This is a genomic window from Ferruginibacter sp., from assembly GCF_014377975.1.
GTDB lineage: Bacteria > Bacteroidota > Bacteroidia > Chitinophagales > Chitinophagaceae > Ferruginibacter.
The window spans coordinates 1-20527 of the sequence record NZ_JACMOO010000436.1 but is presented as its reverse complement, the minus strand read 5'-3'; the positions used below and the strand labels follow the sequence as shown (position 1 = coordinate 20527).

The following is a 20527-nucleotide window of genomic DNA, read 5'->3' as shown; positions in this document are numbered from 1 at the left end:
TACCAACTTATTTTAGACACCACTCCTTTCTATGCCGAAAGCGGCGGACAGGTTGGCGATACCGGTACTTTACAATTTGGTGAAGAGATTGTTGAAGTAACAAATACCAAAAAAGAAAACGACCTCATCATTCATTTTACCGATACACTTCCTGCAACGATCAACACAACCGTTACAGCAAAAGTAAATGTTGCAAGAAGACAATCTATTTCGGTAAATCATAGTGTAACGCATTTAATGCATGCTGCATTACGAAATGTATTAGGCAAACATGTAGCACAAAAAGGAAGCCTTGTAGAAGCAGATTATCTGCGTTTTGATTTTAGCCATTTTGCCAAAGTAACCAATGAGGAAATTGCAGCGGTAGAAAAACTGGTGAATGAAAAAATAAGAGAAAATATACCGGTAGTAATAAAATCAATGCATAAAGATGAAGCTGTGGTATTAGGTGCAATGGCTTTGTTTGGAGAAAAATATGGTGATATTGTAAGAGTAGTAATTATGGATCCTAACTATAGCCTTGAACTTTGTGGTGGTACACATGTGGGCAGCACAGGCGAACTGGGCATCTTTAAAATTCAACACGAAAGTGCTGTTGCTGCAGGTGTTAGAAGAATTGAAGCTGTTTGCGGACAGGCAGCAGAAGCTTATATCAACGAACAATTTGTTGCCTTAAGTGAGATCCGCAGTTTGTTAAAAAATAGTAAGGACATCAATAAGTCCATCGAAAATTTATTGGCAGAAAATAATGCTTTGTCCAAACGGGTTGAAGGTTTGCAAGCAAGGCAACTCGTTGGTATCCGCAATGAATTGTTACAAAAAGATGAGATTATCAACAACGTAACTTTTGTTGGTGCTATTTTAGAAGTAAGCAATGCCGATGCTCTTAAAAAATTATGTACCGATCTTAAAAATCATTTACACGATCACCTGGTAGTGCTTTGCAGCAATATTGATGGTAAAGCTTTTGTTGCCATTGGCATTTCCGATACAGTTGTGGCAGCAAAAAATTTAGATGCTGCAAAGATCATTAAAGAGCAGGTTGCCGGCCTTATAAAAGGCGGCGGCGGCGGCCAAAAAAACCTGGGTACTGCAGGGGGCCAAGATGTAAGCAATTTTAAAGAAATCATCGAAAATGTAAAAGGCCTACTTTAAATAAGACAGTCGTATGCAGATCATATTACAAACGCCTTGTTTAACACTGAGTCAGTTTACGATGTTGATACACTTTTGATATATCAGCCAATAGCGACCCTTTTGTGGTATAATATGTTTAGGAACCAACATTGAAGTGTAATTTTTTCAAAAAAAAATTTTATAGTACGACGACCTCCAGCTGAAATAGCATTTCGTTCTACACAATTTTGTCTGCCGTTTTGCCCTTTTCCATACCTTTAAGTAAAATAAAATTTCATGATCAGCTACAACCCAAAAGAGTGGTTCACTTTTATTTTTCGTTTTCATAAAGCAGATACTTTCCGAAAATTATTTCCACTCATTACAGGTATTTGTATTTACTCCGGCATAATTGCATTTTTAGAAATTGAATATTTTAAACTCACTCCCAACAGCTATGTAAAAAATATACCGCTAATGCACAGCCTGCTTGGTTTTGCTATTTCCATGCTACTGGTTTTTAGAACCAATACCGCCTACGACCGCTGGTGGGAGGGCCGTAAACTTTGGGGGAGCCTGGTAAATAACAGCCGCAACTTAGCCATAAAGCTATCGGTAATATTGCCGGAAGATGATAAAGAGCATCGCAGCTTTTTCCGCAAAATAATTCCTGCTTATGCCTATGCTTTACGCAACCATCTTAAGGCAGAAAAAACCAGGATAGAACTGTTTGAGGAAGATGCCAGACATCCCATTTTTAAACATATTGATACCGAAAAACATATTCCTAACCAGGTGGCTTTACTTATGTTTAAACACATTCAGCAATTGTATAAGGAACAAAAAATTAACGGCGATCAGCTTATTATTTTAAATGCAGAGCTGCAATCTTTCACAGATATCTGCGGTGCATGCGAAAGAATAAAAAATACACCCATTCCTTTTTCCTACAGCGTGTTCATCAAAAAATTCATTTTTTTCTATGTAATGACCCTGCCTTTTGGTTATGTACTTAGCCTACACTATTATGTAATACCCGTGGTGGCTTTTATTTTTTATGTACTTGCTAGTCTTGAGCTAATTGCAGAAGAAATTGAAGACCCTTTTGGCAATGATGAAAATGATCTGCCGACAGATAAAATCGCAATGAACATACACAAACATGTGTCGGAGTTAATTTAATTTTTGTCCCGGCAAATACATAGCCCCAGGCATCATCGTTGCATCGCCCTCTTATACAAAAAAAGCATTGTGGAACACTTTCTGCAATTGAACACCTAGCGTTAATGTTTTGAAACAGGCCGTTAATAATTCAACAGCCAGTAATTAAAAAACCGGCAATTAAAAAATTTTGTTAAAGCAAAAAAATAACCTGCGAAAGTTTTCGTAATTAAATATTTCTTTCTATATTTGATCTACTAAACATTTCGTACATAAAATAATTAAAATGAAAAAGATAATTTTTACCGCACTCACACTAAGTTACATGAGCATTTGCTTTACTGCTGTTGCCCAGCCGGAAAAGATGGAAAAGATGGAGAAAAAAGAGAAGCCGGAAAAGCCGGAAAAAAAAGAACAACAGGAAATCATCATTAAAAGTAGAGGGGATAAAGAAATAAAACTAAGTGTTGAAATCAATGGCGATAAGGTTTTAATTAATGGAAAGCCATTGATAGAATTTAAAGATGATGGGATTACCATCAACAAAAGAAAAATGATTTTTCATGATGGAGATGGAAATATGAATTTTAATTTTGAAGGATTAGAAGAGTTAGAAGGAATGAGAGATATGATGGAACCCAATAACGAGATTTTAGACAGATTATCCAGGGAAACTTCTTCACGTCCTTTTTTGGGAGTAACAACAGAAAAAACAACCGACGGTGCTAAAATTGTAGACGTATCAAAAGGTAGTGCTGCAGAAAAGGCCGGTTTAAAAAAAGAGGATATCATTACAAAAATTGGCGATGAAAAGGTAACTGATGGAGAAGTGTTGGCCAATATCATATCAGGTAAAAAACCAAAAGAAGAAATAAATGTATACTACAAAAGAGATGGTAAAAAGAAAGAAGTAAAAGCAATATTGGGTGAAAGAAAAGAAAGCAGGGATATACGTTTTAAATTTAAACATCCCAATACAATGGTGCGTTCTTTTAAAGCACCCCGTGCCCCAATGCCCCCGCCCCCCCCTTTGGCAGATATGGATATAAATGGAACTTTCAATTTTGATGGAAATGAAGACATGCTTACGGACGCATTTCCCCGCCAAAAAAAATTAGGTTTAAAAATTCAGGATACCGAAGAAGGCGGCAGTGTAAAAGTAATTGATGTGGAAGATGCTTCTGCTGCAGAAAAAGCAGGACTAAAAAAAGATGATATCATCACAGAAATAAATGGTGAAAAAATAAGCAATACTGATGATGCAAGAGAGCAACTACAGCAAGTTGCAGATAAATCAGCCTATACCATTAAAGCAAAAAGAAACGGAACGGAGATGAATTTTGATGTAAAAATTCCAAAAAAACTCAAAACAGCCAATTTATAAAGAGCCGTCCTTCAAAAATCCATTCGTCGACACACTTAAATTGTTGGCGGATGGTTTTTTGTTTACATCTAATCCCTTAAAAGAGAACTAAAAAATTTATCCATTTTATGTATAGGAGTTGATAGGGACTAACTTCTTTGTACATTTGCATTTGTGATAAAAAATGATAAATATCAGGTAGTGATTGGCTTGGAAGTACATGCCCAGTTGCTTACTAAAAGCAAATTATTTTGTGGCGACAGTGCTGCTTTTGGTGCGGATCCTAATACCAACATTAGCCCCATCACTTTGGGACATCCCGGCACCTTGCCAAAAATGAATAAGGAAGCTATTAAATATGCTGTAACATTGGGACTTGCCTTGCACTGCGATATTGAACAACAAAACTATTTTGCCCGTAAAAATTATTTTTATCCTGATTTGCCAAAAGGCTACCAGGTTAGCCAGCATACTACACCGATTTGTAAAAATGGAAGAGTAAGAATTAAGACAGGAGAAATAGAAAGACATATCCGGTTGAACAGGATACATATGGAAGAAGATGCCGGCAAAAGTTTGCATGATGTAGATGAGCTGTACACTGCAATAGATTTGAACCGTGCTGGTGTACCCTTGCTCGAAATTGTGAGTGAACCAGACATGCACAGTAGTGAAGAAGCTTTTGCTTATGTAACAGAATTACGCAGGCTTGTACGCTGGTTAAATATTTGTGATGGCAATATGGAAGAAGGCAGTATGCGTTGTGATGCTAATATTTCTATCCGTTTAAAAGGAGAAACCAAACTGGGTACAAGGGTAGAAGTAAAAAACCTTAACAGCATTCGCAATGTAAAAAGGGCTATTGATGTGGAAGTTGAACGGTTGATTGATATTGTGGAAAAAGGCGAAAAGGTTTTACAACAAACAAGAAGTTACGATGCAGATAACAATATTACTTTTTCATTACGCAGTAAAGAAGAAGCAGATGATTACCGTTATTTTGCAGACCCGGATCTTACGCCTTTTAATATTACCAACGAATTTTTGCAACAAGTAAAAGAATCGCTGCCTGCCCTGCCGGAAGAACTGGAGAAAAAATACAAAACTGAATTTCTTTTACCCGATTATGATGCACAGGTTATTTGTAGCGATAAAGCATTGGTCGATTTTTTTGAAGCAATCATACAGCATACTAACAATTACAAAGCAGCCGTAAACTGGTTAATGGGGCCAGTAAAATCTTATCTGAACGAAAAAGATGTAGACATGTATTCTTTCCCGCTAACACCACAAAAGATAAGCGCATTGATTCAATTGGTTGATGATGGCAAAGTAAATTTTAGTATTGCCTCTTCAAAAATTTTTACTGCTTTGCTAACTGAACCTTCAAAACAACCTTTACAAATTGCTACCGAATTAAATCTGTTGCAGGAAAGCGACAGCGGCTCTGTTGAAGCATGGGTAAATGAAGTGATGGCCAAAATGCCAGATAAAATTAAGGAATATAAAAGCGGCAAAAAAGGCCTGATAGGTTTATTTGTGGGTGAGGTAAAAAAAATAAGCAAGGGAAAAGCAGACATGAACCTGGTTAATAAATTATTGGCAGAAAAATTAAATTAAAATATGGGTATGAAAAGAATATTTACGATTGCTGCGTGTGCTGCAATTTTATTATCCTGTAATAATAAAAAGGAAGCAGGAAAATTTACAGTGACCGGGCAAATTAAAAATGCACCTAACCAAAAAATATACCTGGAAGAATTATTTTTTAGCGAAAAAGATCCGGAAGTATTGGATACCGGTGAAATAAAAAACGGGCAATTTATTGTTACCGCTTTAGCGCCAGAAGAAGGACTGTATCGTTTACGGATGGAAAAAGACAGTGCTTTTTTTGTATTCATTAATGATAAAAGTGATCTCGTATTTACTGCCGATTACAACAACCTTACTATTGGCGGAGCAACGCTTAATTCGGCAGCCAACGCTTCTTTAAAAAAATTCATTACAAGTATTCAAACGCAAAGAGCTGACCTTGAAAGTAAATCTGCGGTGCAAGAGCAAATGTCTGCTACAGGTAAAACAGACAGTGCATTAGCGGTAACAAAAAAAGAATTTGATGATAAAGAAGCGGCTTATAAAAACTACATTGTTCAATATGTTGATACTACCAGCGATGCGGTAGTAGCCTTGTTTGCAATAGGGTACTCAAGAAGTGTTGAACCTGAAAAATTGGAAAAAACTATTGCCGGTTTACCAAAACGTTTTCCGAAGCACATGGCATTAAATAGTTTGGTAACACAGTACAGCCAGATGATTTCCCAGTATAAAGCCAAGCCACACGAAGGCGGCATGGCTCCTGATGTAAATATGCCGGATACAAGCGGCAAACCTTTTGCGCTAAGTATGTTACGGGGCAAATATGTACTGGTAGATTTTTGGGCAAGCTGGTGTGGACCCTGCCGTGGTGAAAACCCTAATGTGGTAAAAGCGTATCATACTTTTAAAGATAAAAATTTTACCGTACTGGGTGTATCATTGGATAAGGATAAAAAAGAATGGTTGAATGCTATTAAGTCGGACAGTTTAACCTGGTACCATATAAGTGATCTGAAATACTGGAGCAGTGCCGCCGTTGGATTATATGGTTTTGAAGGTATCCCCTATAATGTACTTGTTGACACTGCTGGAAAAATTGTTGCCATGAATTTAAGGGGGGCTGCATTGGAAAATAAATTACATGAAATTTTAAAATAGAAATCAATGTCGTTTAGTTAAGGTCCTTTCCTCTCCTTTGGAGAGGATTAAGGTGAGGTAAAACAAAAAGATATATCCTTAACTTAACGGCATTGAAATAAAAATTATAACCGGGAGTTTCCTTCCCAATATTTATGAACCTTTAAGTTTAGGTGTTCTATATTATTTAAAAGCATTTTTCATAAGAGGTTGTCCGTTCTTTACCTTTAATTGTTTAAACAAATTTTACTTACACCTGATATTTATTTGCGTTGGGCTCTGGTGGCAATGGTATCACTTTTAGTTTAATTGCTGCCGAAATTTTAACTGATGATATTGCAGGACGAAAAAATGAAGATGAAAATATTTTTTCGTTTAAAAGGCTATAGTTAATTGATTGGGAATTTAAAATTGCTACTTGTTAATAGTTTTTACATTTATCATTATCTATTTTTTGTGCTATCCTTTGCATTTCCAGGATTCTTTTCTCCATCTTTTTTCCCATCATCTTCATTTAGCAGATCAGCTTTCTTTTTTTGTTGTTCCTGCTTTTTTAACGCCGCTGCTTTTTTAGCCTCTTCCCGCTGCTTTTTCTTGAAAAATCCTTTTAATAAAAAATTATGTTTTGCGGCTTCCATATTTTCACTCAATCCTTTTGTGCCGGCCTGAAGATTAGCCATCGTTGAATCAAGCGTTTTGCCAAATTTTTCATCACTCACCATTTTTGACAAAGCCCCTTTTCCGTCATTCATTTTTGTAGTGAATTTGGCAAATTGACCAGAGCTGGTTTCCAGGTTGGCTAAGGTGCCTTTAAGGCTGTTTGAAAAATCTGCATCGGTCATCAGTTTGGACAATGCCCCATTGCTGTTATTCATTTTATAGGCAAATTGTGCAAGCTGGGCAGTAATAATTCCCGCATTGTCTACACTTGTTTTTACACTGGTCATAACATCTTCCATTTCTACAGCTTTTTTTGAACCGATTTGGGCATTGTCTTTTACAGAGCTATTTGATGCTATAGATCCCGGTGAAATAGTAAGTATTTTATCCCCCATTAAACCATCAGAACCAATTCCTGCTGTAGCATCTGTTTTAATAAATTGCTGAATTTCCTTTTTTATTAACAGGTCAACTTTAACAGCAGTATCATTGATCAATTGTATTGCCTCAACAGTACCAATGTTGATACCTGAAAAACGAACATTGTTCCCTACTTTTAAACCACTTACTGTTTTAAACTGTGCATGTAAACGAAAAGTTGAGCCAAAAAGATTTTTCTGTTTTCCAATAAAAAAGATAGTACCTGCAAACAGTACCAATCCAATAATAACAAACATACCTAACTTCCATTTAAATCCTGATTCCTTATTCATATGATAGCATTTTTATTAATTATATAAAAAATGAGCGTACCCAATCATTATCACTTTTTTCCAGCTCTTCGTAACTGCCTTCCGCTTCAATTATACCATCTTTTAAAATTACTATCCTGTCGGCGGTAAGTTTTGCACAAGCCATATCATGGGTAATAATGATAGAACTGGTTTTATTTTTTTTCTGTATTGCTAATATTAATTCACTGATCTCCCTGGAAGTGATTGTATCCAATCCAGTGGTCGGTTCATCATACAATATGATCTCTGGCTTTAAGATAAGTGTTCGTGCAAGCCCTATTCTTTTGCGCATCCCTCCGGATAATTCAGCGGGCATCTTATCGATGGCTTCCCCCAAACCTACATTATCCAATGCCTCCTTAATGGCCTCTTCTTCTTGTTTTGAAGACAGGTTTTTTGAATGGCGCTTAAGTGGAAAAGCAAGGTTCTGCCGTACCGTCATCGAATCATACAAGGCGGCATTTTGAAAAAGAAACCCAATTCTTATCCTGATAGCATTAAGCTGTTTATAATCTAGTGCGGTGATGTCTGTACCGAATACTTTTATTTCGCCTTTGTCTGCTGCTACCAACCCTACCACGCATTTTATAGTTACCGACTTGCCCGACCCCGACTTACCCAATATCACCAGGTTCTCACCTTTATCTACAGTAATATCAACCCCTTTTAAAACATCATTGTGTGCGCCAAAAGATTTATATAGCCCCCGTATATCTATCACAATACCTTTATTATCTGTAGCAATTATTGGTTCTATTTTTATTGATTGTTCTATCATAGTTTTTTAGAAAAAAATATCTGTTAATTGAACGGCCAGCATGTCTATAACAAATATGGTGAGAGATGCGGCAACTACGGCAGAGTTAGCTGCTTTACCTACACTTTCCGTTCCACTGGCAGCGGTATATCCCTTATAGCAACCAATCATACCTATAAAAAAACCAAAGAAAAATGTTTTAATAGTGGCAGGTATAATATCAATAAAATCTAAAGATTCAAGCACTTTTGAAAAATAACTTAACAAGTTAACATCACTATTAATATTGATACCTGCATAACCACCCAAAACACCAACCGCATCAGCAAATACAACTAACAATGGTACCATTAGCGTGGTGGCAAGTATCCTAGTAATTACAAGGTATTTAAATGGGTCAATGGCAGATACTTCCATAGCATCAATTTGTTCCGTAACTTTCATTGAACCTAACTCCGCTCCTATACCGGATGAAATTTTTCCTGCACATATCAATGCAGTAATTACTGGGGCGATCTCCCTGATCAATGAGAGTGCCACCATGCCCGGAAGCCAGGATTCAGCACCGAACTGAGCCAATGTGGGTCGTGATTGAAGTGTAAGTACCAATCCCATAATAAACCCTGTGATACCAACCAACGGTAAAGATCTATAGCCCATGACATAGCATTGCCTCATGAACTCTTTTATTTCATAAGGCGGTTTTAAAACCTCTTTAAAAAACCTCGCAGTAAACTGCGTGACATTACCAGCATCGTTAAAAATATTTTTTAGGGAAACAACCAAAATTTTTCTTTTTATGGGATCAGATAATCGTTATTCATTTATTTGCCGCCTTCTTAAAGTGTTTATTTATTACATCACTCTCCAAATCGCTGTATGTACGATTTATAATCCTGCTAGGTTTTTTCCATGTTTAACTGCCACAGAGAGGAGGTATGAGCAATTATTTCCACGAATTTTTTATTTATCAGCAGTTTTTAAAAAGATGAAGATCTTAGCTATCAGGGTAAGGTAGCATAGTCAGGTTTCACAATTGCCGGGTTGCGCAAGTTGGTATTTATAGCAGGTAAAGAATTTAACATTCTGGCTTTTCTACAATTTGCCTTAGATTTAAATATGGAACATATAGCGCACCTCAGCAAAGACAAAAAACTTAAAAAAATAATTGCCCTGCAGGAGCCATACATATTGGTTAGCCGAAAAAATGTTTATCTCCATTTATGCAGTTCTATTATGAGCCAGCAGTTGAACACTAAAGTGGCGGCTGTAATTTATAACCGCTTTTTAAATTTGTACAAAAACAAAAAACCTACCCCGAAGCAGATCCTTGACACACCCATTGAAACCCTTCGCAGCATTGGTCTATCAAATGCCAAAGCCCTGTATGTTCAAAATGTATGCACTTTTTTTATAAGTGAAAAGATCACTGATAATAAATTACATAAAATGGGTAACGAGGATCTGATAAAATACTTGTCGCAAATTAAAGGGGTAGGCCAATGGACGGTCGAAATGATCTTAATGTTTACACTGGGCAGAAAAGATGTGTTTGCCCTGGATGACCTTGGCATTCAGCAAAGCATTGCTAAATTATATGGATTAGATACCACCAATAAAAAAGAGTTGAAAGAAAAGATGGCACAGCTTTCTGTTAAGTGGAGTCCTTACAGAACCTATGCCTGCAAGTATTTATGGGGATGGAAAGACAACGAACCAAAGATTTAAAATAATATTTTCGCAACAATTTGTTCCAGGTATTTTTTATCTGTTTCATCAAATAAATCCGGCTTTTCACTATCTGCATCCAACACGCCGATCACTTGATTGTTACGGATAATGGGCACCACAATTTCAGATACAGATAAACTGCTGCAGGCAATATGACCGGGAAATTTCGCAACATCAGGCACTATCAATGTTTGCGCCTGTTGCCAGCTACTGCCACAAACACCACGACCTTTTTTTATCCGTGTACAAGCCACTGGTCCCTGAAAAGGACCAAGTACCAATTCCTCATCCTTAGCGGAGCCGAAGGATTTAACCAAATAAAATCCCACCCAAAACCATCCAAACTGTTCTTTTAATGCAGCGGTAATATTACCCAGGTTGGCAATAAGGTCCTGCTCTCCGTCAATCAAAGCTTTTATCTGCGGAATAATTGTTTCATACATTTCCGTTTTGGTACCGGTAGCTATTTGCAAGTCTTCTGCCATTGTGTAAATATATTTAAAACAAAAACACGAATTAAACTGCAAGAACTCCATTCATTCGTATAATTCGTGTTTTGTAAATGAAGCAGTAAAAAGCCCCTTTAACCAACTCTAAAATATGGTTTTAAAAAATGCTTTCATATCTATCCACGATTTTTTATCAGCAGCTTCATTATAAGCGATAGGCATATTAAATTTCTTTCCATTCTCAGTTGATTCCGGATTTGTAAAAGCATGCAGAGCTCCCGGGTAATCAATGAACGTGTAAGGAACTTTTAAAGAGTCAAGATTACCTCTGAAGTTTTTAATGTCATTCGGGCTGATAAATTTATCTGCGGCACCATTACAAACTAAAATTTTTGCAGTAGTAGATCCCTGTGTTGCAGGCACAGTAGCCAATCCGCCATGAAAACTTACCACCCCTTTTAAATCCATACCCAGTTTGGCGGCATTCAACACCATGGAACCACCAAAGCAATAACCAATAGCTGCTAATTTAGTGTCATCGGTTTGTGAATATTCTTTGATCTTATTTACAGCAGCTTCAATTCTACCCTTACCCAGTTGCGGATCTTTATAAAATGGCGTTGCAAAAGCCAGTGCATCAGTTGGGTTGGCGGCTATTTTTCCATCTCCATACATATCTACTGCTATAGCAATGTAACCCAGCTCTGCTAACTTACGGGCCCTCATTTTTGCATACTCATTATTGCCCCACCATTCAGGAACTACAATAATTGCGGGCCTTTTTCCCTTTACATTTTTATTATAAGCTACATAACTTTTCAGGGTCGTTCCATCTGCAGCAGTATATATTATTTCCTCCCCTTTAATAGCCACTGGTTTTTGTGCAGCACTTACCAGCATTGATCCTATAAACAGGCACATAAAAATTGATTTTAAATATTTTTCCATTGTTTGCATTTTTAGATTATTTAATACAGGAACATTTATCGTGCCTTTATTGTTTAGATAGCAAAATAAATTGTATGGCTCAAAAAATTATTGAGCATATTTTTTCTTACGCTTTCTTATTCTTTTAATTGTTTACAATTTTAACTATTAAGTAACCGCCTGTCAATGGTAATTAATTTACCAAAGGTGATAGTATAAATGTGTTGCAAGATGCACTAAAAAATATTCGGTTAACGTTCGATTATCAAAGATTAAAAGCGAATATTCTTTCATCATAGTTTTTGCTGTTAAACTATTTAAAGCAGCATTACTGCCAAATTATTTAGGCAACAAAAATAAAACCGTAGTTTTTAAGGCTACGGTTTTTCAATATTTATTTAATCAGTTTTAATTCGCTGATAATATTTTGGGCACCCCCCAGTTTATCTATACACCACAACACATACCGTACATCTACACAAATGGTCCTGTTAAGATCTTTGTCAAAAGCAATCTTATGGCTCAATGCTTCGTAGTTGCCATCAAAGGCAAGACCTATCAAATTACCACTGCCATCAATTACAGGGCTGCCACTGTTGCCGCCGGTAATATCATTGGTTGTTATAAAATCAATTACCAGATCGTTTCTTCCCTTATCAATGTATTGGCCAAAATCTTTTTTCTTCATCAGCTCAATTTGTTTTGCCGGTAAATCAAATTCATAGTCTCCCGCTATGTACTTTTCCAATACTCCCTTGCCTGTAGTTACATAATCATAATGCACTGCATCCCTGGGATTATAACTTTTTACATTTCCGTAACTTACCCTCATGCTAAAGTTAGCGTCAGGATACATTTTGCTGGCCGCTTTAGGATTCATTTCCATAATGCCTTTGAGATAGCTTTTGCCCAGCTCTGCATTTTTATTGGTAAATGCGGTATACAAAGGGGCATATTTAAGATTATAGTTTTTTACAAAAGCCGCTGCATAAGCAAATCCAGGGTCAGCCTGTAATACGGTGGCATCGGGATTAGCAATAAATGCAGTCCATTTTGCATCATCCAGCAACATAGTTTTTGTAAAAACATCCCTGGCCCATTTCTTAAAGGTCTGCTCTTCTTTCAAATCTCCATAGGTTGCTTTAATCCCTTCGTAAAAGCCAATTGGGTGCTGGCTTTTATCTATATCATTGTAAAACAGCATAGCCGTTTTAGCCAGTATCTTTTCATCGCTGGATCTATCTTCTGCCGCTAAAAAAGTTTTCCTCATTGCCTCTGCAGCAGTAAGCGATTTTTTTAAATCTGCGGATGAAACCCCTGTTTTTACAAGGTTGGTTTCTACCCCAATCAACGACGCTCCAAAAGCTGCCAGTGGCGAACCTATAATACCTTCATTTATATATTGCCGCTGTTTACTGTAGAGTGTCCAGGCTGCATAATTTTTTGCATAGTCATTAAAAATATTTTCGTATTCCGGTTTACCTTTTGCCCATGTTGCAAAAGTATTTTCGTATGCCTGCTTTTGTTCAAATGTGTGAAATTTTATTAACTGCTTTGTTTCACCGTCAAAAAATTTCCAGTAGTTGGCAACACTGGCATAGTTACTTGCCAGCTTTAGTTTTACGGCCGGGTCTTTTATCATTTGTTCATGCATTAATTTTAAACGCACATCCCGTAAATTAACCAGCGAAGGATTTTCAATTTCATTTTTTAGCTTAATGCCATAACTGGTTTCGTAACGATTGGTTCCACCAGGGTAACCATAAATCATGGCAAAATCATTGTCTTTAATTCCTTTAATGCTTACCGGTAAAAAGTATTTTGGTTTTAAAGGAATGTTCTCATTGCTATACTCTGCCGGCTTGCCATCCTTAGTAGCATATACCCTGAAGATAGAAAAGTCGCCGGTGTGTCGGGGCCATTCCCAGTTATCGGTATCCCCGCCAAATTTGCCCACCTTTTCCGGTGGTGCTCCTACTAGGCGTACATCCCTGTATGTCTTATACACATACATAATGTATTGGTTTCCTTTAAACATACTATAAACCCTTCCTGCCAATCCATTGTCTTTATCCAGAACTTTATCTGTAATGGTTTTATAAACTTCCGGCATCTTTGCAACCCTGTCTGTCCAGGCCAATCCTTTTATACCCTCTTCCACATCTTTGGTTACATCAACAATCCTATCTAAAAACTGAACCGTTAATTCACTCTTTATTTCCTGCCCTTTATTAAAGGCGTAAAACCCATCCGTCAGGTAATTGTGCTCTATGGTACTGGCGCCTGCAATAGCAGCGTAACCACAATGGTGATTGGTAAAGATCAATCCCTGGTCGCTTACAATTTCGCCGGTACAACCGCCACCAAAAATCAGGATGGCGTCTTTTAAAGATGATTTATTAATGGAGTACAATTGTTCTTTGGTTAATTTCAATCCCTTCTTCACCATATCATTATACACCTGTTGACCCAGTAACATAGGCAACCACATTCCTTCATCTGCCTTGGCTTTTAGTAAACAGATGGACAATAAAAACGAAACAAAAATTTTTTTCATACTTTTATTTTTTAATAGCAAACGTAGTGCAAATAGCGGATTTATCCATCACTACAACTCAAAATTTAACTGTTGTTAATAGCGTTTATAAGTACAAACATTTTTTGTAAATGCAATACAATTACACAAAAAATAACTCTGTAAACCTTTCATAAAATAATATCCATAAGCCAACTGTAAGCAGTAAATTTGTTATGCTTAATCAAAATACTTATGGCCATTATTGATTTAAAATTTCCTAAAAGTATTGCAAGGGCACTCAACCTGCCAATTAGCAATCCAAGACGGCAGCAATTAAAGGTATTGAAAAAGTTATTGCGCATAGCCCGGTTTACGCAGTTTGGTCAGGCCTATAAGTTTGATGAAATATTGATGAGCAGGCACAGCGGTAAAAAGTTTCAGCAACTGGTGCCCACATACAATTACAGTAAGCTATATAATGAATGGTGGCATAAAGCCGTAGAAGGAACATCCGATGTATGCTGGCCTGGTGTAATAAAATACTTTGCCCTCAGCAGCGGAACAAGCGAAGCTTCCAGTAAATACATCCCTATTACAAAAGAGCTGATACGCAGCAATACCATTACCAGTTTTAAGCAATTGCTCAGCCTTGCAAAATACCAGGATGTACCAAAAAGTGCTATTGGAAAGGGATGGTTATTATTAGGCGGCAGCACACAATTACAAAAAGGGGCCACTTATTATGCAGGCGATCTCAGTGGTATCCAGCAAAAAAATATTCCTTTTCTGTTACAGGGTTTGGGCATGTACAAGCCTGGTAAAAAAATTGCCCGAGAAAAAGACTGGGAAAAAAAATTGGAAGAAATAGTTGACAATGCACCCAACTGGGATATTGGTTTTATTGTAGGCGTACCCGCCTGGTTGCAATTGTGTATGGAGAAAATTATTGAACGCTACCACTTAAATAATATTCACGAAATATGGCCTAACCTTGCTTTTTATGTGCATGGTGGTGTAGCGATGGAGCCTTACAAAAAAGGATTTGTAAAATTATTGGGCAAGCCCATTACCTATATTGAAACCTACCTGGCCAGCGAAGGTTTTTTAGCCTATCAAAACCGTCAGGATTCTACCGGTATGCACCTGGTATTGAACAATAATATTTTCTTTGAGTTTGTTCCTTTTGACGATAATAATTTTGACAGTGAGGGAAATATGGTGGAACACCCTGAAGTGTATATGATTCATGAAATTGAAGAAAATAAAGATTACTCTATATTGATAAGTACCAATGCCGGTGCCTGGCGGTACGCTATTGGCGACACTGTAAAATTAATTGATAAGGAAAGAAGTGAAATTATCATTACCGGCAGAACCAAACATTTTTTAAGTTTGGTAGGCGAGCATTTAAGTGTTGATAATATGAACAAGGCTATTGAAATGGTGAGTGAAGAATTGAATATATCTATTCCTGAATTTACCGTGGCAGGAGTGCCGCACGGATTATTTTTTGCCCATCACTGGTATGTTGCTACAGATGATATTGTAGATAAAGAATACTTACGGGTACGCATAGACGAAAAATTAAAAGAGCTGAATGATGATTATGAAGTAGAAAGAAAGCATGCCTTAAAGGATGTGCTGATAACCGTATTGTCAGAAAATACATTTATGAATTTTATGCATTCAAAAGGTAAAATCGGCGGCCAGCATAAGTTTCCCCGTGTATTAAAAGGTAAGATGCTGGAAGACTGGCAGAAATTTTTAAAGAGTAGTAAGGTGGGAGATTATGCAAGCCTGCATCAATAAAGACATTTTCAATTACTGAAGTAGTAAAGAAGTTAATCCAAATTCTACGATTCTATTATTTTTCTTTAGCCGATAATTTCAATGGCAGGCAATTCATGCGGATGTTTTATGTACTCATCTAACGCAGAAAGATAAAATTCATTTTACCTGCATACTCAGGTTTAAACCTTCCTTTTTTTAATTCGAATATCATCAGGCATTGTAGTTTGCCGTTAAAGAAAAACAAGTTTGCAACATGTTGCTATTTTTTATAACTCCATAGCGGGTGATGGGGGTAATAGCTTAGCCGCCCTTATTAAATCTTCCGGCGTATCAATCTCTACGCCCATGTATTGGGTAACAACCATTTTTAAAGTTACTCCGTTTTCGAGATAGCGCAGGCATTCAATTTTTTCTGCAGCTTCCAAGGGTGTTATTGGCCAATTGGTAAAGTTCATCAATGCTTGTTTGCGAAAGGCATATACACCAATGTGCTCGTAATAAATGGGGGTTACTTGCTGGTCTCTATGGTAGGGAATTACACTACGGCTAAAAAGTAAGGCATTCATATTTTTATCCACAGCTACTTTTACATAGTTGGGGTCTTTAATAAACTGCTCTTCTTTTAACACCTGCATCAGTGAGGCCACTTGTATTGTTTCACCTGCTTTACCTTCAAAAACCTGCAATAATTTTTCGAGCGATTCCCTTTGCACAAAAGGTTCATCTCCTTGTACATTGATTACAATATCTATATTTATATTGGCCACAGCTTCAGCTATTCTGTCGCTGCCACTTTGATGTTGTTTTATGCTCATCATGGCTTTACCACCGTGTTGTACAATTTCATTAAAAATAATTTCACTATCGGTTACTACAATCACTTCATCAAATAACCCTGTTGCAACTGTGTTGTCGTACGTATGTCGGATAACTGGTTTGTTACCCAGCAATTGCATTAATTTGGCCGGAAAACGAGAGGCTGCATACCGGGCTGGTATCATAGCAATTTTTGTCATGTAGAATAATTATAAGCAATAAAGTTACAGGGAATATTTTTGGGGGCGTATCAAAAAACAAGGATTTATTATATTGGGGTATGATCGGTTTTGTTGATTTGCGTGCAAGCTAATCTCATAAGGGTGCATTATTCATAAACTATTTATTATGCAAACAAGTAAACTACTGCAATCTTATTTGAGATGAGGTTTGATTTTTAATATCTTAAAATAAACCTAGTTTTCATTGCACCTAATTTCGGATAGTCGTTGAAAATTATATATCCTCTTCCTCATTTTGAAAGTTGCCAAAACCGGGTAAGCGTTCGCTTTCATAGCCGCATTGCCCGCATTGGTAAACGTAAACTGTTGCTACAGCATAATTGGCAAATAGGGTCGTAAAAATTGCTGTTAAAAAATTGGTTATACCAGGTTTGGCAATATAACTAAACTGGTGAGCTCCACATTGCGGACAAGTTGCAGCATTTAAATATTCTTCATCATATCGTTTTAAAATACTTGTTACCTCTGCAGCATTTTCCTTTTTTACTACCAATTTTATTCCCCCAATTGCATTGGTTAATATAGGGTCCATTGTAACAGTGGCCTCATCCTTTAAATAACATTCAATACCTTCCGATTGCAAACGACCTAAAATGATATTCGCTAAAAAATAGCTATCGAATGTTTTTACTGTAATTAAATCCATTTTATAAAATTAGGTACTCTTTTATTATCAGAAAATTATTGCCACTTTTAATCCTTATTATTGCTGAATTTGTTTGCCGGAAAGCCCAAAAGTCCTCTCTTGTAACCTATTGTTACTAACCTTCAATTCGGCAACTTTTCATTATGCAAAATTAGTAACCCGCCTACACTGGAAACCCAATCATTAAACCCACGCCTCATTGCTGCGCATAATAAGTTTACTTGCGTTAAAGGAGGAGATTTAGTAGAGGCGTAAACTGAAAAATAAAAATAAAAAAGTTTGCCTGGTAAAAGACATCCATCATGCAAAATGAAAATTATTCCACAGCATCAGTTTATTTCTATTGAGTTTAAATCTCCCAGAACTAAAACACCAGGTCTATACAGCCGATGAAAAAGGTAAACAACTACACTTAAAATGTAAAAGACAGCTATTTTATCTAACTATGTATAAACAAAAAAAAGTAAACAAATTTCAGGACCATGAGTATATTAAATATTATTTGTGGATATTGCTGATCTAAAATTTTAAAAAGTAAAAAAGTGGCTTTGGTTTCCGAGATTCTATTTTGAGTATGCAATTAGTAAAGAACATTTTTAAAAATTTTATCATCATCCATTTTTTAATATTTTTAAAATTGTTTATAAATTTTTAGATTGTAAACAGCTGTATGTTGCCATTAACGGGTATTTTAATTTACATTGAGAATAAAAATATAAATAACTTTCAACTTCAATACATTTTAATTATGAAAAACTATACCTTATTATTCGTTTTTTTTATTGCACTATTTAATAGTTCTTGTTCAAGCATGAAAAACGCTAAAGTCACGGACAATCTTTCAAATACAATTTGGGAGTTGGAGTATATATCTGGTCCACGAATTGCTTTTGAGGGTTTATATCCGACTAAAAAACCTCAAATTACATTCAACTCAACTACAAATAAAGTTAGCGGAACTTCAAGTTGTAACGGATACATGGCAACATATACATTAGCCGGTAAATCCATCTCATTCGGAGAAAACGGGCCAACAACAATGATGTTTTGCGAAGGTGGAGGAGAAAACGTTTTTTTACAAATGATGAAAAAAATCAACAACTATTCTATAGACAAAGATGGTAAACTCAATTTAATGATTGACGAAGTGCCAATGATGCGATTCAAAAAAAACAATAAATAATTTTACAATTTTTCGAAATGACAAAAATTGTTTACTTGGGAATACTTTTTTTAACTGTCCTAGGTTGTAAAACCACATCTTTCCCCATAAATAAAGGTGTAAAATCAAACACTCCAATAGCAAATAACATTGAAAAAGTAGCTAACTCTACACACCCTTTTTATTTCAAATCTAGCGGAACAGAGCCTTTTTGGGGTTTAACTATTTCGGATTATGAAATTGTATTTAACACAATAGGCGACTCTATGGTATTTCCTTACATTGAGCCAATTTTGGCTTTAGATGCTAATGTAAAATTGTATCGGCTAAAATCAAAATTCGCTCAACTTAATATTCAAATCTTACAACAAATTTGTATAAATTCTATGTCAGGAAACACTTTTCCTTATTCTGTTTCTGTTGAATATAAAAAAAATGCAGCCTCTGAATTTGAAAAATTGAGCGGTTGTGGGCAATATGTAGCGGATTATCGTTTGCACGATAGTTGGATTTTAGAAGAACTTAATGGGGAAAAAATTAGTGTAGAAAATTTTAGCAACAAACTTCCATTAATAGAAATAAATTCAAATAATAATACATTTTTGGGTTTTGCGGGTTGCAATGAAATGAACGGTTCGCTATTTTTTGAAAAGGAAAAACTTCAATTTATTAATTTGGCAATTACAAAAATGAAGTGTGAAAGTTCCAATAAAGAAACCGAATTTATCACTACGCTTCAAAGTACAAACCTTTATCAAATTGAAAACAACAGACTAATTTTATCCAATCCGTCAGGAATTAAAATTAAATTCAAAAAAATAGACTAATTGATACCTGCGTAGCCGATTGAATTTCAGAAATGTAACGTCGGCTGTTTTAGGACTGGAAGATTATCAAAGATGTGCAAAGTATTGTCTTTATTGTGCAAATACATGTGGACTTTGTGCCACACTTTGTGCCAGAGATTCCCAACTTTCGGATAAACTTTGTACTTGATGCGTAAGATGTGTGAGGCATGTGCACAAGAATGTGTCAAACATAACATGGAGTGTTTTAAAAAATGCAGGGAGGCTTGCAAAATGTAAGTAGCAAAAAAAGTTCAAAGTGTATCAAGCTCTTTGTATGTAATAAAAAAAAGCAGGGAAATATTTTTACTAGTTACCGAAAATGACTTGTAAAGGTTACGAAGCAAAGTAACATGGCTATTCAAATGTTACAAAAGATAACAAGCGTAAAAGATACAAGTACTACCGTTTTCACAATAGATAAGTATACTTGGTAACCCCATTTGCAAAAGGCATTGAGAGGAGAAGAAAACAAATATCAAAACACAGCTATTAAAAGTATCAAAACAAGAAAAAAGTTGGTTCGAAAATTACAAATCTATTTTTTTATCCCTTTATTGTCGGACTTATTCGCATTTCATCTAATTGCTATTAACTATGCTGCACTTTCTTACGAGCTACATTCTCCTACCGAGTCGAAGTGATAGCATACCAGCAAAAACGCCACTAATGTTCTAACAAATAAAAATTCTAACAAACCCACTTTACATTTTTGAATTTTTACAAGGCGCTCAAAGCCAGACACAAAAACTAACATTGCTAAAGAGTTAAAATTTGTGCTACACTATTTTTATAGAGCAAATTCTTTGGAGCAAACAGAATAAACAGAACATTAATAAACTTAACTTTATAAACACATGGAATTAACAAAGATGC

The 20527-nt window shown here is 36.0% G+C and carries 18 protein-coding genes; 9 read left to right on the top strand and 9 right to left on the bottom strand.

Annotation, left to right across the window (positions count from 1 at the left end; genetic code table 11):
- From H7254_RS21305 to H7254_RS21285, 5 genes are all read left to right on the top strand, one after another.
- On the top strand, positions 1-1155 hold a 1155-nt coding region (locus H7254_RS21305; protein WP_301934896.1), incomplete at its 5' end, for an alanine--tRNA ligase-related protein.
- Between the two features lie 258 nt (positions 1156-1413).
- The gene (locus tag H7254_RS21300) at positions 1414-2298 is read left to right on the top strand and encodes a bestrophin family protein (protein ID WP_301934895.1); all 885 of its coding nucleotides are present in this window, start codon (positions 1414-1416) and stop codon (positions 2296-2298) included.
- Positions 2299-2563: 265 nt separating this feature from the next.
- Entirely contained in the window at positions 2564-3661 is a 1098-nt protein-coding gene (locus tag H7254_RS21295) for a PDZ domain-containing protein (protein WP_301934894.1), read from the top strand.
- A gap of 153 nt (positions 3662-3814) precedes the next feature.
- Complete coding sequence (gatB, locus tag H7254_RS21290; protein WP_301934893.1) at positions 3815-5260, top strand: Asp-tRNA(Asn)/Glu-tRNA(Gln) amidotransferase subunit GatB; 1446 nt, start codon at positions 3815-3817, stop codon at positions 5258-5260.
- 9 nt (positions 5261-5269) lie between these two features.
- The gene (locus H7254_RS21285) at positions 5270-6394 is read left to right on the top strand and encodes a TlpA disulfide reductase family protein (protein WP_301934892.1); all 1125 of its coding nucleotides are present in this window, start codon (positions 5270-5272) and stop codon (positions 6392-6394) included.
- A 422-nt stretch (positions 6395-6816) separates the two neighbouring features.
- On the opposite strand, the gene H7254_RS21280 is transcribed toward H7254_RS21285, so the two are convergent.
- Genes H7254_RS21280 through H7254_RS21270 form a run of 3 tightly spaced genes read right to left on the bottom strand, consistent with a single transcriptional unit; the run spans position 6817 to position 9310 of the window.
- Complete coding sequence (locus tag H7254_RS21280; protein WP_301934891.1) at positions 6817-7746, bottom strand: MlaD family protein; 930 nt, start codon at positions 7744-7746, stop codon at positions 6817-6819.
- Positions 7747-7765: 19 nt separating this feature from the next.
- A complete protein-coding gene (locus H7254_RS21275; RefSeq protein WP_301934890.1) occupies positions 7766-8545 on the bottom strand; it encodes an ABC transporter ATP-binding protein in 780 nt (259 codons plus the stop codon).
- 6 nt (positions 8546-8551) lie between these two features.
- Positions 8552-9310, bottom strand: coding sequence for an ABC transporter permease (locus H7254_RS21270; protein WP_301934889.1), 759 nt, complete (start codon positions 9308-9310; stop codon positions 8552-8554).
- A 333-nt stretch (positions 9311-9643) separates the two neighbouring features.
- Between H7254_RS21270 and H7254_RS21265 the strand changes: the two genes are divergently transcribed.
- Positions 9644-10252 (top strand): DNA-3-methyladenine glycosylase, encoded by a 609-nt coding sequence (locus H7254_RS21265; RefSeq protein ID WP_301934888.1) that lies wholly within the window; start codon positions 9644-9646, stop codon positions 10250-10252.
- On the opposite strand, the gene H7254_RS21260 is transcribed toward H7254_RS21265, so the two are convergent.
- From H7254_RS21260 to H7254_RS21250, 3 genes are all read right to left on the bottom strand, one after another.
- Positions 10249-10740: a GAF domain-containing protein gene (locus H7254_RS21260; protein WP_301934887.1), complete on the bottom strand. Its 492-nt coding sequence runs from the start codon at positions 10738-10740 to the stop codon at positions 10249-10251. The two genes, H7254_RS21265 and H7254_RS21260, sit on opposite strands and share 4 nt — an antisense overlap.
- A 108-nt stretch (positions 10741-10848) precedes the next feature.
- Complete coding sequence (locus tag H7254_RS21255; RefSeq protein ID WP_301934886.1) at positions 10849-11652, bottom strand: dienelactone hydrolase family protein; 804 nt, start codon at positions 11650-11652, stop codon at positions 10849-10851.
- 373 nt (positions 11653-12025) lie between these two features.
- Positions 12026-14188: a S46 family peptidase gene (locus tag H7254_RS21250; protein ID WP_301934885.1), complete on the bottom strand. Its 2163-nt coding sequence runs from the start codon at positions 14186-14188 to the stop codon at positions 12026-12028.
- Positions 14189-14401: 213 nt separating this feature from the next.
- Between H7254_RS21250 and H7254_RS21245 the strand changes: the two genes are divergently transcribed.
- A complete protein-coding gene (locus H7254_RS21245; RefSeq protein WP_301934884.1) occupies positions 14402-15958 on the top strand; it encodes a GH3 auxin-responsive promoter family protein in 1557 nt (518 codons plus the stop codon).
- A 118-nt stretch (positions 15959-16076) separates the two neighbouring features.
- Here H7254_RS21245 and H7254_RS21595 read toward each other — a convergent pair whose 3' ends face one another.
- The 3 genes from H7254_RS21595 to H7254_RS21235 all read right to left on the bottom strand — a co-directional run bounded on the left by H7254_RS21595 (position 16077) and on the right by H7254_RS21235 (position 17644).
- On the bottom strand, positions 16077-16184 hold the full coding sequence (locus tag H7254_RS21595; RefSeq protein ID WP_367875472.1) for a hypothetical protein: 108 nt from the start codon (positions 16182-16184) through the stop codon (positions 16077-16079).
- 22 nt (positions 16185-16206) lie between these two features.
- Complete coding sequence (kdsB, locus tag H7254_RS21240) at positions 16207-16956, bottom strand: 3-deoxy-manno-octulosonate cytidylyltransferase (RefSeq protein WP_301934883.1); 750 nt, start codon at positions 16954-16956, stop codon at positions 16207-16209.
- 256 nt (positions 16957-17212) lie between these two features.
- A complete protein-coding gene (locus tag H7254_RS21235) occupies positions 17213-17644 on the bottom strand; it encodes a hypothetical protein (RefSeq protein WP_301934882.1) in 432 nt (143 codons plus the stop codon).
- A gap of 670 nt (positions 17645-18314) precedes the next feature.
- On the opposite strand from H7254_RS21235, the gene H7254_RS21230 reads away from it, so the two are divergent.
- Together H7254_RS21230 and H7254_RS21225 are read left to right on the top strand one after the other, a co-directional pair.
- Entirely contained in the window at positions 18315-18827 is a 513-nt protein-coding gene (locus tag H7254_RS21230; protein ID WP_301934881.1) for an META domain-containing protein, read from the top strand.
- Positions 18828-18844: 17 nt separating this feature from the next.
- Complete coding sequence (locus H7254_RS21225; RefSeq protein WP_301934880.1) at positions 18845-19633, top strand: META domain-containing protein; 789 nt, start codon at positions 18845-18847, stop codon at positions 19631-19633.
- The last annotated feature ends 894 nt before the right edge of the window (positions 19634-20527 follow it).